The organism is Pseudomonas sp. GP01-A4, from assembly GCF_058780865.1.
In genome coordinates, this window is the sequence record NZ_JBYSWF010000022.1 from 22,483 (window position 1) to 35,071 (window position 12,589).

Genomic DNA, 12,589 nt, shown 5'->3' on the forward strand with positions numbered 1-12,589 from the left:
GAGTTGCTCCTCACACAAGTGCGGATGGCTGGCGAAGCCCCTATGGCTGACAAACAAACTGTGGCGAGGGGGGCGTACTTTTGCCGTTGCGATGAGTAAGGTTAGGCCCGGGGTGGTCGCGGAATCCTCACGCAGAGTTAAACAATTCGTGATAACTACACTGTTGCAAAAGCCGCACAATGCGCGAATCAAGAAGACAGGTTTTTATCAATGGATCAGCCCAAACGTGTCCTGGTGGTCGAGGACGATGCCCATATTGCCGATTTGATCTGCCTGCACCTGCGGGACGAGCAGTTCGAGGTGGTTCACAGTGCCGATGGTGATGAAGGCCTGCGCCTGCTGGAGCAAGGCGGCTGGGATGCGTTGATCCTTGACCTGATGCTGCCCGGCGTCGACGGCCTGGAGATCTGCCGGCGGGCCCGGGCGATGACGCGCTACACGCCGATCATTATCACCAGTGCCCGCTCCAGCGAGCTGCATCGCATACTCGGCCTGGAACTGGGGGCGGATGACTACCTGGCCAAGCCGTTTTCCATGCCGGAGCTGGTGGCGCGGGTCAAGGCGCTGCTGCGCCGGGTCGACGCCATGGCGCGCAACTTGAAGATGGACGCCGGCAGCCTCGACCTCGGCCAGTTGTTCATCAACCCGCTGACCCGTGACGCCACCCTGCAAGGCCAGCGGCTGGACCTCACGCCCCGGGAATTCGACCTGCTGTACTTTTTCGCCCGCCAACCGGGCAAGGTATTCTCGCGCATGGACCTGCTCAACGCCGTGTGGGGCTACAGCCACGAAGGTTACGAACACACCGTCAATACCCATATCAACCGCCTGCGGGCCAAGGTCGAGGCCGATCCGGCCAACCCGGCGCGCATCCTCACGGTGTGGGGCCGTGGCTACAAGTTTGCCGAGCAATCGGCATGAGGCTGACCCTTACCCAGCGCCTGTCCCTGGTGTTCGCGCTGTTGCTGCTGATTTGCAGCGGCACGTCGGCCTGGCTGCAAGTGCGCTCCAACCACATGCATGAACTGGAAGTGGTGCAAGGCCTGTCCCGCGACCTCGCCGCGCACATCGCCCGGGATACGCAGTTGATGGACGCCGACGGTCTCAAGCCGGACGCGGTGCGCAACCTGTTCAGCCAGTTGATGCTGGTAAACCCGAGTGTCGAGGTGTACCTGCTGGACATTAACGGGCGTGTGGTCGGCAACGCTGCGCCCAGCGGCCACCTGCGCCGCGACCAAGTCAACCTGGAGCCGGTGCGCCGTTTCCTCAGCGGCGCGATGCTGCCGATCCTCGGCGACGACCCACGCAGCGTCGACGGCCTCAAGGTGTTCAGCGCCGCGCCGCTGCGGGTCAACGGCCAGCAGGCCGGCTACCTGTATGTGGTGCTGCTGGGCGAAGCCCATGATGTGTTCGACGCCCGGGATGCCACCGGCATGGCACTGAACATCGCCCTGTGGTCCATCGCCCTGGTGGCATTGTTGTGCTTGCTCGCGGGTTTGACCGCGTTCGCCTGGATCACCCGGCCCTTGCGGCAACTGACCGAGAAGGTCGGCCAGTTCGACATCAACGGCGCACCGAAAGTCCCGCAGGCCGTGGCGCCCGAGGTTGCCAGCCAGGATGAAATCGCCGTGCTCGACCACGCATTCGTGCAGATGGAGAACCGCCTGGGTGAACAGTGGCGCGCCATCACCCATCAAGAGCAGGAACGCCGGGAGATGGTCGCGAATATTTCCCATGACCTGCGCACACCGCTGGCCTCCTTGCATGGCTACCTGGAAACCCTGTCCCTGAAAGACGCCAGCCTGACCCCGCAGGAACGCCGGCGTTACCTGGGCATCGCCCTCGACCAGAGCCGCAAGGTCGGCGGGCTGGCCCAGTCGCTGCTGGAACTGGTACGCCTGGAACACGGGTTTGTGCAGCCGGTCATCGAAGGCTTTTCAATACCCGACCTGGTGCAGGACATTTTCCAGAAGTTCGAACTGACCGCGGAAGCCCGGGCGATCACCCTCACCGCCAGCCTGCCGCCGGTGGTGCCAACCGTATTGGCCGACCTGGGCCTGATCGAACGGGTACTCACCAACCTGCTGGATAACGCCCTGCGCCATACCCCGCCCAATGGCGAAGTTGAAGTGACCCTGGCCCCCAAGTCCGGTTTTGTTGAAGTCACGGTGAGCGACAGCGGCCCCGGGATTTCGGCGGATCTGCGCGAAGGTCTGTTCCTGCGCGCCTTCACCATTGGCGGGGCTCGACGCGATGGCGGCCTGGGCTTGCGCATCGTGCACCGGATCCTGCAACTGCACGGTCAGGAAATCCGCCTGATCGATGTGCCAGGACGCGGCGCGACGTTCACGTTCGCCTTAGAAACCCGAGCAGCAGTTCGTTGACCTTGGGCCCCTGCTCGTTCTGAATCCAGTGGCCGCAGTTGGCCAGGACGCTTTGTTGCAGGTTCGGCACGACGTCGGGCATGCGCTTCAGGGTGTGGGCTTCGAATACGCCGACCGGGTCGCGGTCGCCGATCAGGAACAGCGTCGGTTGCAGCACCTGCCTGCCGGCGAGGAACTCGGTGCGCTGCCAGTTGCGTTCGAAGTTGCGGTACCAGTTCAACGGGCCGCGAAAGCCGTCATTGGCGAAGGTATGAACATACACGTCGAGGTCCTGCTGGCTGCACCAGGCCGGGAGCGTACCGGGCAGCGGCACACCTTCCAGCAGCTTCGCGCTGGCGGGTTTCTTCTGCAGGAAAACGTCCTGGTCCTGCATGAACAGCCGTAATGTCCGCTCGATATCGGCATCCAGTTCCTTTTCAGCCACGCCTGGGGCCTGGAAGTACAGGATGTAATTGAAGCGATCGGCGTACAGCTCGCGCATGATCTCGATCACCGGCCTGCGGGAGCGTCCGGCGAACGGTACCGACATCGTCACCAACTGGCTGACGCGCTCTGGCTCGAGCAACGCCAGGTGCCAGGCCACCACGGCGCCCCAGTCATGGCCAATCATGACGACCCGGCGATGCCCGAACAGGTCCATGGCGCCCTGGATATCGGCGCACAGGGTCAGCAGGTCATAGTCGGCCACTTCCGGCGGCGCGCTGGATTGTCCATAGCCGCGCATTTCCGGGACAAACACCCGATAACCCTGGGCCACCAGCGCCGGAATCTGCTCGCGCCAGGAGTGCCAGCACTCGGGAAACCCATGCAGCAACCACACCGGCGGGCCGCTCTCGGGGCCGGCGATGTGCACGTTCAACTCAATGCCGTTGACCTTGACCTTCTGCTGCAGGGTTTCACTCATCACTGGGTTCCTTGTGTGGGGTTCGCTCGCGGTATTCCCGGGGAGAACAAGCCATCACGCGCTTGAAAGCATTGCTGAAAGCGCTGTCTGACTGATAACCCAGGGACTGGCCGATCGTGGACACGCTGTTGTCGCTGGCTTTCAAGGCCTGTACCGCCAGGTGCATACGCCTGCGGGTCAGGTATTCCTGCGGTGCCAGCCCTACCCGTTGCTTGAAGTGCAAGGCGAAGGTGGAGCGGGATTGACTCGCCACGCCGGCCATTTCACTCAATGTCCAGCGCCGGGCGGGTGCTGCGTGAATTTCCCGCAGCACCGGGGCCAGCCTTGGATCCGCCAAGGCTCCCAGCCAGCCGGTGGTATGGGTGCCCATGGAAGATTGATAGAGCCGCAGGATTTGCACCAGCATCATTTGCGCCAAATGCTCGGTCATCAGCGCCGCGCCTTGTAACGGGCTAGCGTACTCCCGGGCCAGGCAATCCAGGCACCAACGCAACACGGCGGCCTGTTCGGAGTTGGCACTCACGCGCAACACCGGCGGCAGGCTATCCAGCAACAGTCGGGCGTCGTCCCCGTAGATAAATCGTCCGCCGATCAAGAACAGATCCACCGTGGCACCCGCCGTGGCGATGCCTCCCACCGCATCGGCATACACCTCACGTGCATCGAGTCCTTCAGGGCACAGATTGCTGGACAGCCTCCACGGGCGTGCCTGGGTCAACAGGAAACAATCTCCCTCATACAAGCGTATCGGTACTGCCAGCCCTTCCACTTCCAGCCAGCAACTACCCTCCACCACCGCGTTGAACTTGATGCCATCCGGCGCCGCAAAGTCAATGGCCCAGTTGCCGCCAGCCTTCAAGCCGGCGAAGGTCGAGCGATGGCTTTTTAACAGTGCCAGCACATCGGAAAGGGTATCCATAAAAGCTCCGGACGATCGCGACAGAAACACGGACTCTAGGGCATTCCGCGTCCGGGCTCCAGCGAGAGACTCTAGGCCTCCCATAAGGAGATCTTTCATGGCTGACAAACAAACCCCAATTGGCAGCGGCTTCGATGCCGGCACTACCGCCCAGCAAGCCTTGGCGGGCAGCGATTTGCAAGGCAAGACGGTGATTGTCACCGGTGGCTACTCCGGCATTGGCCTGGAAACGGTTCGCGTGTTGGTCGACGCGGGTGCGCAGGTGATCGTTCCCGCGCGGGATCCTGAAAAGGCCGAACGCAACCTTTCGGGCATCATCGGTGTTGAACACGCCAGCCTGGATTTACTCGACCCGATTTCCATCGACTGTTTTGCCGAAAACTTCCTCGCCAGCGACCGGGCATTGAACCTTCTGATCAATAGCGCCGGAATCATGGCCACACCACTGCAACGGGATACGCGAGGTTTCGAAGGGCAGTTCGCCACCAACCACCTGGGCCACTTCCAGCTAACCGCGCGGTTGTGGCCGGCGCTGCGTGAGGCTAATGGCGCACGAGTGGTTTCGGTATCATCCCTCGGCCATCGTCTCAGCCCTGTGCATTTCGATGACCCGCAATTTGAACACCGCCCCTATGACAAGTGGCTCGCCTACGGCCAATCAAAAACCGCCAACGCACTGTTCGCGGTAGCACTGGACCGACGAGGTAAAGCGGAGGGTGTGCGCGCATTTTCCGTGCACCCGGGGGAAATCCTCACCGACTTGATCCGCTACCTGGACAAGGACGACCTGGCATTCGTCGGCGCACTGGATGAGCACGGCAATATCCGCCGCGCCAGTCACTACAAGAGCCCCGAGCAAGGCGCCGCGACCTCGGTGTGGTGCGCTGTCAGCCCGCAACTGGAGGGCATGGGCGGACTCTACTGCGAAGATTGCGATGTGGCCGCTTGGTCGCAGGATGACACCAGCCGTAACGGCGTATGGCCCTGGGCTGTCGACCCGGAGCAGGCCGAACGCTTATGGGCAGTGAGTCAGCAGTTGTGCAATGTCACGTTGTAGTCCGGGACCCCAGCGTTCATATTTGGCAGTCATGCACTGCCAATGAGCGACCTGAACCATGCAGCCTCCTGCCAGATACCTCGTGCCCCTTGCCGCCTCCCTTTGCGCCACCCTCGCCTGCGCCGACAGCCACGACCCACTGCTCGCCAAGCGCGTGGATGCGGTGGTCGACAGCGCCATTGCCGACAATCGCCTGGTGGGCACCGTGGTGCTGGTGCTGCGGGACGGGCAGCTGGTTTATCACCGTGCTGCCGGCTTGGCGGACCGCGAAGACGGGCGCCCGATGACAGAGGACACGATCTTTCGCCTGGCATCGGTGACCAAACCGCTGGTATCCGCCGCCGCGATGCACCTGGTGGAACAAGGTCGCTTGGGCCTGGACGATCCGGTCAGCCGCTGGCTGCCCGACTTCAATCCCAAGCTGGCGGATGGCACCATCCCGGTGATCACCGTCAGCCAGTTGCTCAACCACACCGCCGGCCTCAGCTACGGATTTCTGGAAAGCCCGCACGGACCCTACCGCACCGCCGGGGTTTCCGATGGTTTGGACGAGCCGGAAATCAGCTTTGCCGAGAACCTGAAGCGCATCGCCAGCGTGCCCTTGAGTTACCCGCCGGGTACCCGCTGGCAGTATTCGATGGCCACCGATGTGCTGGGTGCGGTGCTGGAAGAGGCGTCGGGCCAGCGCTTGCCGGAATTGATCCACGAGTCGGTGACCGGGCCTCTGGGCCTGCGCGATACCGGGTTTGCCGTGACCGACCTCACGCGGCTGGCCGCCGCGTATCAGGATGGATCACCGCAGCCTTTGCGCATGGTCGACAAAGCCACGATCACCTCGGGCAACAGCACCGCGCTGTTTGATGTGCGGCGGATTCTCGATCCCCAGGCCTACCCTTCCGGCGGCGCAGGCATGGCCGGGACGGCAGGTGATATTGCGCGGTTCCTGGAAACCATTCGCCGGGGCGGCGCTCCGATCCTGTCGGCACACAGCGTGCAGTTGATGGTCACCGATTCGGTCGGCGCCAAGGCGCAAACCCAGGACCCGGGCTGGGGGTTCGGTTATGGCTGGGCGGTGCTGGATGACCCGGCGTTGACAGGCACACCGCAATCCCGGGGCACCTTTGAATGGGGCGGCGCCTACGGTCACAGCTGGTTTGTCGACCCGCAGCAGAAGCTTACAGTGGTGGCACTGACCAATACGGCTTACGAAGGCATGTCCGGCCTGTTCACCCACCAGTTGCGGGATGCGGTGTATCCGCCGCAGTGATCGACCACCAGCGCGGCAATAACTGCCGCACCCGCGCTTCGCCAAACCGGTCATCAATCAGCATTACCACCCCTCGGTCCTGCTGGCTGCGGATCACCCGGCCCGCGGCTTGCACCACCTTCTGGATGCCCGGATAAAGGTAGGTGTAGTCATAACCGGCGCCGAAAATCGCGCCCATCCGCAGCTTGAGCTGCTCGTTCACCGGGTTGAGTTGCGCCAGGCCCAGGGTGGCGATAAACGCGCCGATCAGCCGGGTGCCCGGCAGGTCGATGCCTTCGCCGAATGCCCCGCCGAGCACGGCGAAACCGATGCCCTGGCTGTGCTGGGTGAACTGGTCGAGAAATGCCTGGCGTTCAGCCTCGGCCATGCCCCGTGACTGCTGCCACAGCGGGATGCGCGGGTGCCGCTCGGCAAGCAAATGCGCCACTTGCTGCAGATAATCAAAACTGCTGAAAAACGCCAGGTAGTTGCCCGGCGCCTGGGCAAACTGCGCTGCAATCAGCTCGACGATGGGCTCCAGGGACGCCTGGCGATGGACAAACCGGGTGGAGATCCGGTCGACGATATGCACCCGCAGCTGCTCGGCCTTGAACGGTGATTCCACATCCACCCAGGCGGTGTCGGGCGGCATTCCCAGCAAGTCCGCGTAGTAGTGCCGCGGGCTCAGGGTTGCGGAAAACAACACGCTGCTGCGGGCCGCTGTCAGCCGGGGCCGAATGAATTCGGCGGGCACCACGTTGCGCAGGCACAGGTTTGATGAACTGCGCTTGCCGCTGAGTTCGCGTTTGCTGATGTCGAAAATGAAGTGTTCGTTGAACAGCTCGGCGACCTTGGCAAACTGCAAGGCCTCGAAGTAGAAGGCTTGCAGTTCGCCATTGAGTGCTTCGGGATGGTCGTTGAAATATTCACCCATGGCGCTGGTGCACAGGCTCAGCGCCTGCAGCAGTTTGTCGGGTTTCTGGGCGTAGGCCTGATAAGGTGCCACTTGCTCCTTGTGCAGGGCATTCCACTCACGGTTCAGGCGCTGGAGCGGCTTTTTCAGCGGCTCGGGTGCGATCTCGCGCAGGGTCTTGAGCGTGTACTGGTCGAGGGCCGCGCTGTACATCGAGCGGCCACGCTCCACCAGGTTGTGGGCTTCGTCCACCAGCACCGCGACACGCCACTGGTTGAGCTGGGCCAGGCCGAACAGCATGGCGCCGAAGTCGAAGTAATAGTTGTAGTCGGCGACCACCACGTCGGCCCAGCGTGCCATTTCCTGGCTCAGGTAATAGGGGCAGACGTCATGGGCCAAGGCGACTTCCCGCAGGTTGCGCTGGTCCAGCAGGCGCACGCGGGAAGCGGCTTCGCGGGCCGCCGGCAAGCGGTCATAAAAACCCTTCGCCAGTGGGCAGGAGTCGCCGTGGCAGGCTTTGTCCAGGTGTTCGCAGGCCTTGTCCCGCGCCACCAGCTCCAGCACCCGCAATGGCAGATCGGGGCTGCTGTCATACAGCACCTGCGCCGCATCCAGCGCGAGTTTGCGGCCCGGGGTCTTGGCGGTCAGGAAGAACACCTTGTCCAGCTGTTGCGGCGCCATGGCCTTGAGCATCGGGAAAATCGTGCCGACGGTCTTGCCAATTCCGGTAGGCGCCTGGGCCATCAGGCAGCGGCCGGTGCTGACCGCCTTGTAGACCGTTTCCGCCAGGGCGCGCTGGCCCGGGCGAAACGCCGCATGGGGAAAGCCCAGGGCAACCGCTGCGGCATTGCGGGCTTCGCGCTGGTGCATTTCCTGTTCGGCCCAGCCGAGGAACAGGGTGCATTGCTGCACGAAGAATGCCTGCAGGTCGTCAGCCTGAAACCGTTGGCTGAGCAGCGTCTCGTGCTCGCCAACAATGTCGAAGTACACCAGCGCCAGGACAATCTCCGACAACCCGAGCTTCTGGCACATCAACCAGCCGTAGACCTTGACCTGGGCCCAGTGCAGTTGCCGGTGGTTGGCCGGTTGTTTGTCCAGGTCGCCGCGATAGGTTTTCACCTCTTCCAGCTGGTTGCGGTCCGGGTCGTAGCCATCCGCCCTGCCCCGGACTTTCAACTGCTGGTATTCGCCCTCCAGCGCGACTTCATTCTGGTAATGGGCGCTGCGCCGCGAGGCCACGGTGCGGTGGCCGACAATCCCTTCCTGGGCACTGGGAGACGGGGTAAAGCGCAGGTCGAGGTCGCCGACCTTGGCGGTGAATTCACATAACGCACGCACCGCAACGCTGTAGCTCAAGCGGCCTGCCCCGCCCAGCGCACATAACACACAGTGACGGGCATCTGGTGTTCGCCGCAGAACTCCAGCCAGCGCAGCTGGTTGTCCTGCAGGCGATCACCGGGGCCTTTGACTTCGATCATGCGGTAGGTTTTTTCTTCGGGCCAGAACTGGATCAGGTCGGGCATGCCGGCGCGGTTGGCGCGGATATCCAGCAGCAGGCGTTCGAACCAGTGGCGCAGGTGCGCCGCTGGCAGGCAGTCGAGGGCCTGGTCGAGCAGTTCTTCGCTGAGCACGTTCCAGAACACGAAGGGTGACTGGATGCCCCATTTGTCTACATAACGCTGGCGAATGGTGTGCTTGTAGCGCTCACCGTCCAGTTGGCCCAGGCACTCGGCGAACAGCTCGGCACGCCGCAGATGAAAATCCTCGCTGTGCAGGTCTACCGGCCCGCGCTGGAACGGGTGGAAAAACGACCCCGGCAACGGCGCGAAAATCGCCGGCCAGCACAGCAGGCCAAACAGCGAATTGATCAGGCTGTTCTCGACGTAATGCACGGGTGCACCATGGTCACTGAGGTGCGCCTGTACGCAATACTCCACCGACATCATCGGTTCCGGAGCCGGCAGTTCGAGGTCCAGGCGCACGATCTCGCGGGGTTTTGCCCTGGGCAGCGCCGGCTCGCCGAGCTTGCGTCGCAGCCTGGGTATCACGCGCAGCAAGTGCTGCTGTTCGGCAGCGCTTTCCGGGGCCTGTTGCGCCTCACGGGCCAGCCCCATCGCCTGGGCAAAATCCTCCTGGCGCTCCAGCACCCGGATCAGCCGCGCCCGTGCGCCGGGATAGGTGCAGCCCCGGTAGATAGCTTCCGCCAGGGCCAACTCGGCGCTGCGCTCACAATACTGGCCCACCTGGAACAACAGCTTGGCCCGACGTTTCTCCAGCCAGGGGTTGTCGGTGTGCAAGGTAGCGATTTGTTCCAGCACGCCATCGAGTGCCTCGCCCGCTTCAAAGGCCTGCTGGCACTGATGCAGGAACAGGAAGCCGTGCACATCGTCACGGCTGCGCAAACCGCGGGATTCGGCGCAGAATTCGACTTTCTCGTAGGTAAAGATGCCCAGGTCCGCCAGCACAAATTCCGACCAGTCCTGATAGAGATTACCGAAGAACATCAGGCGCAGGCGGTCGCACAGTTCCATCACGGTGAGGCTGTAAAGCTGATCGGCCAGGTCCGGGCACCAGTGCTGGAAGTGACGCAGTTCACAAAACTGCATTGACAGCGTTTCCAGCCAGTCAGCCTTCCTGGCCTTGGGTTGCTCGATCCAGGGTTTGAACGCCGCCAGGATTTCCGCTTTCTGCAACAGGCCGAACAGCTCGCCGAACGACAACAGGCATTGGTCCGTCACCCAACCCTGTTCCAGCAAAGGCACGACCGCCTCGTGCACCGCGCCGATCTCGACATAGTTGAGCTTGCCCGCCCGGAAATGCGCGCCCTTGCGCATCACCATGCGTACCAGTAACGCCTGGGATGCCTGCGGTAAGCTGTCAAATTGCTGAATGAAATGCTCTTCGTCCGGGGCCAGCAAATCGGCATAACGCTGCCCCAGCCAGGCGAGCACTTGGCGGAAGTTATGCAGGTAATAGAGCGGATCTTCTAGGGGATTGGACATTTCAGGCACTGGATCAACCACTGTTTATGCATACAGAGTGCCGTCCCTGACCGACTGTTGCAATCAGTAATAGATCAAAGGCACACGCAACTTTTTGCGTAATAATGATCAGATGGCTGTCAGCCACATTAAATGAGTCTCCCCCGACCGCTCAGGTGCGGGGTTTTCGAAGGATCAGGGTAAGGGTTATGAGCATGAAGAATTTGGGTCTGGCGGTGGGTATGTTGACGTTGCTGGTATTGGCCGGTTGCTCCACGCAGACGGTGGTGACGTTGCAGAACGGCACTCAATACCTGACCAAGGACGTGCCCAACGCGAAAACCGCCGATGGCTTCTACGAATTCACCGATATCGCCGGCAAGCATATTCGCGTCAAGGCCGATGACGTCGCGACCGTGATGAAGGAGAAATAAAAAGTGGGAGCCCGTCGGCTCCCACTTTTCTTTGCAATGATCGTTCCCACGTTCTACGTGGGAATGCATCCCGTGACGCTCCGCGTCACCACTGCGCAAGACATGAACCGTGGGTTGGCCGTTGGACGCAGAGCGTCCGGGGCGGCGTTCCCACGCAGAGCGTGGGAACGATCAATCCGTGGCGCTACTTAGCTGATGGAAACCCCATCGCCCCAAACCCCGGCGAGCCCAACGCCAACCAGCGTCACCGAGTCCGCGCCAAAACTCAGCACGGTATCGCCCCCCACCACCTTGGCGTGGTCACGCCAGTCCGCACTGCCCTCCACGTCCCGGAACACCAGCTTGTCGGTCGGCTGATAACCAATCACCCGGTCCTGCCCAAACTGCCCGCCGAACAGAAAGGTGTTATGCCCGCTGTTGTCGCGAATAGTGTCATTGCCCTTGCCGGCCTCGATGAAATCCACGCCCTTGCCACCCTGGATCAAGTCATCGCCATCACTGCCGATGATGAACGTGTTGCCCTTGTGCGGCTCGGCATTGCGGTTGAGGTCCTGCACCCAGGTATTGGCCCGGGCCGGGTCCGACAGGTTGGCCACGATAATCGTCGAGTCCCGGCTGGTCAGGTCGTAGAACTGCGAGTCCAGGACCCGCGTCATGCCATCCCCATACCCGGTGGGCAAATGAGAAAGCCAGGTGGGAACATTGACGATGGAAAACGGCAGGACATTCCACAGCGTCGACGCGTAGTGATCGTTGAAGCTGACGATATTGTCCGTGGTCGACTCATGGGGCTTGTCGTGCACGCCCAGTGACGAGAAGTTGAACGACGAGCCGTCCAGCGCGCGAAACACCGGGTCGTTTTCATAACCGATGTTCAGCACCTTGTCGCCGGCACTCTGGGTTGGCGAGGCATAAGCCACATAGTTGGAGTCCTTGTAGAACCCCGACCATTTATTGCCGCTCAGGTCGGCCATGCTGTTGACCGCCAGGCCACCCAGGCTATGACCGCTGACCACCACGTCCTTGCCCGACAGGCCATGGCTGCCGGCATACGCCGCGACATCCTTGAGCAAGGTGCCAAAGGCTTCGCCGGCGTAGTTTTTCGCGTAGTCCTTGGGCCCCAGCGCCGCCAGCAGGTCACTGACCAGATCGCCGATGGAGTCGCTGATCAAGGTTTCCCGAGGCCCCGAAGTCCCGCGAAAACCAATGCCGATTTCCAGCAGCTTGCCGTCGCCATCGTACTTGCCCAGCACTTCCACCTGCGCTGTGGTGTAGCCGGGCTTTTCACCGAAGAACGTGCCCCGGGCGTCCACCTTGCCGCCGTAGCCCAGGGTACTGGCGCTGATGGGCGTCCAGCCGGCCTTGTTGACCGCCTCGAGGGCGGCTTTTTCCGAGTCGGGGTTCCAGGGAATCCCTGGAATAACCCCCTGTGAATCGGTGCTGCCCAGCAGCGCGCCCACCAGAGTGGCGGGCAGCCCCAGGCCAAAACCGTTGTGCTGGTAACCCACGGCAAAGCCGTTGTCCAGATTGTGATAGGAGTACAGCGTGATCGCCATGGCATCGGCGAACAACGCTTTGGAGCCCTCGGTGCCGAGGTTCTTATAGTCGAAAACACCCATGGTATTGCCTCTCTTTTGTTGGAATTGTCGAGAAAGCCGAATCTGCACAAATGGACGATTGGAACCGGATCAATGTGGGAGCGGGCTTGCTCGCGAAGGCGGTGGATCAGAAACACATTCAGTGACTGACAC

The 12,589-nt window shown here is 62.1% G+C and carries 10 protein-coding genes; 5 read left to right on the top strand and 5 right to left on the bottom strand.

Annotated elements, in window-relative coordinates; genetic code table 11:
* The first annotated feature begins 210 nt into the window (after positions 1 to 210).
* Both AC3WKX_RS14980 and AC3WKX_RS14985 read left to right on the top strand, forming a co-directional pair.
* Positions 211 to 921 carry a response regulator transcription factor gene (locus tag AC3WKX_RS14980; protein ID WP_003217086.1) on the top strand — a complete coding sequence of 237 codons (711 nt, stop codon included), beginning with the start codon at positions 211 to 213 and terminating at the stop codon, positions 919 to 921.
* A complete protein-coding gene (locus AC3WKX_RS14985) occupies positions 918 to 2,384 on the top strand; it encodes a sensor histidine kinase (protein ID WP_008433761.1) in 1,467 nt (488 codons plus the stop codon). The genes AC3WKX_RS14980 and AC3WKX_RS14985 overlap by 4 nt, the downstream gene beginning before the upstream one ends.
* Here the strand turns inward: AC3WKX_RS14985 and AC3WKX_RS14990 are convergent.
* Both AC3WKX_RS14990 and AC3WKX_RS14995 read right to left on the bottom strand, forming a co-directional pair.
* Positions 2,347 to 3,288: an alpha/beta fold hydrolase gene (locus AC3WKX_RS14990; protein WP_102604644.1), complete on the bottom strand. Its 942-nt coding sequence runs from the start codon at positions 3,286 to 3,288 to the stop codon at positions 2,347 to 2,349. The two genes, AC3WKX_RS14985 and AC3WKX_RS14990, sit on opposite strands and share 38 nt — an antisense overlap.
* Complete coding sequence (locus AC3WKX_RS14995) at positions 3,281 to 4,207, bottom strand: AraC family transcriptional regulator (RefSeq protein WP_102604643.1); 927 nt, start codon at positions 4,205 to 4,207, stop codon at positions 3,281 to 3,283. The genes AC3WKX_RS14990 and AC3WKX_RS14995 overlap by 8 nt, the downstream gene beginning before the upstream one ends.
* Before the next feature lie 97 nt (positions 4,208 to 4,304).
* On the opposite strand from AC3WKX_RS14995, the gene AC3WKX_RS15000 reads away from it, so the two are divergent.
* Positions 4,305 to 5,264: an oxidoreductase gene (locus AC3WKX_RS15000; RefSeq protein ID WP_102604642.1), complete on the top strand. Its 960-nt coding sequence runs from the start codon at positions 4,305 to 4,307 to the stop codon at positions 5,262 to 5,264.
* A 58-nt stretch (positions 5,265 to 5,322) separates the two neighbouring features.
* Positions 5,323 to 6,531, top strand: coding sequence for a serine hydrolase domain-containing protein (locus tag AC3WKX_RS15005; protein ID WP_102604641.1), 1,209 nt, complete (start codon positions 5,323 to 5,325; stop codon positions 6,529 to 6,531).
* On the opposite strand, the gene AC3WKX_RS15010 is transcribed toward AC3WKX_RS15005, so the two are convergent.
* Both AC3WKX_RS15010 and AC3WKX_RS15015 read right to left on the bottom strand, forming a co-directional pair.
* Positions 6,491 to 8,779: an ATP-dependent DNA helicase gene (locus tag AC3WKX_RS15010; protein WP_102604652.1), complete on the bottom strand. Its 2,289-nt coding sequence runs from the start codon at positions 8,777 to 8,779 to the stop codon at positions 6,491 to 6,493. The genes AC3WKX_RS15005 and AC3WKX_RS15010 overlap by 41 nt on opposite strands.
* Positions 8,776 to 10,425 carry a VRR-NUC domain-containing protein gene (locus AC3WKX_RS15015; RefSeq protein ID WP_102604640.1) on the bottom strand — a complete coding sequence of 550 codons (1,650 nt, stop codon included), beginning with the start codon at positions 10,423 to 10,425 and terminating at the stop codon, positions 8,776 to 8,778. Before AC3WKX_RS15015 ends, AC3WKX_RS15010 begins: the two co-directional genes overlap by 4 nt.
* A 188-nt stretch (positions 10,426 to 10,613) precedes the next feature.
* Here AC3WKX_RS15015 and AC3WKX_RS15020 point away from each other — a divergent pair, with 188 nt between their 5' ends.
* Positions 10,614 to 10,838: a YgdI/YgdR family lipoprotein gene (locus AC3WKX_RS15020; protein WP_003217100.1), complete on the top strand. Its 225-nt coding sequence runs from the start codon at positions 10,614 to 10,616 to the stop codon at positions 10,836 to 10,838.
* 188 nt (positions 10,839 to 11,026) lie between these two features.
* Here AC3WKX_RS15020 and AC3WKX_RS15025 read toward each other — a convergent pair whose 3' ends face one another.
* On the bottom strand, positions 11,027 to 12,457 hold the full coding sequence (locus AC3WKX_RS15025; protein ID WP_102604639.1) for a polyurethane esterase: 1,431 nt from the start codon (positions 12,455 to 12,457) through the stop codon (positions 11,027 to 11,029).
* Positions 12,458 to 12,589 lie beyond the last annotated feature (132 nt).

Excerpts from the sequence above, each read along its gene's own strand:
- AC3WKX_RS15020 (WP_003217100.1), top strand. The coding sequence starts at position 10,614 with ATGAGCATGAAGAATTTGGGTCTGGCGGTGGGTATGTTGACGTTGCTG.
- AC3WKX_RS15015 (WP_102604640.1), bottom strand. The coding sequence starts at position 10,425 with ATGTCCAATCCCCTAGAAGATCCGCTCTATTACCTGCATAACTTCCGC.
- AC3WKX_RS14985 (WP_008433761.1), top strand. The coding sequence starts at position 918 with ATGAGGCTGACCCTTACCCAGCGCCTGTCCCTGGTGTTCGCGCTGTTG.
- AC3WKX_RS15000 (WP_102604642.1), top strand. The coding sequence starts at position 4,305 with ATGGCTGACAAACAAACCCCAATTGGCAGCGGCTTCGATGCCGGCACT.
- AC3WKX_RS14995 (WP_102604643.1), bottom strand. The coding sequence starts at position 4,207 with ATGGATACCCTTTCCGATGTGCTGGCACTGTTAAAAAGCCATCGCTCG.
- AC3WKX_RS14990 (WP_102604644.1), bottom strand. The coding sequence starts at position 3,288 with ATGAGTGAAACCCTGCAGCAGAAGGTCAAGGTCAACGGCATTGAGTTG.
- AC3WKX_RS15025 (WP_102604639.1), bottom strand. The coding sequence starts at position 12,457 with ATGGGTGTTTTCGACTATAAGAACCTCGGCACCGAGGGCTCCAAAGCG.
- AC3WKX_RS15005 (WP_102604641.1), top strand. The coding sequence starts at position 5,323 with ATGCAGCCTCCTGCCAGATACCTCGTGCCCCTTGCCGCCTCCCTTTGC.
- AC3WKX_RS14980 (WP_003217086.1), top strand. The coding sequence starts at position 211 with ATGGATCAGCCCAAACGTGTCCTGGTGGTCGAGGACGATGCCCATATT.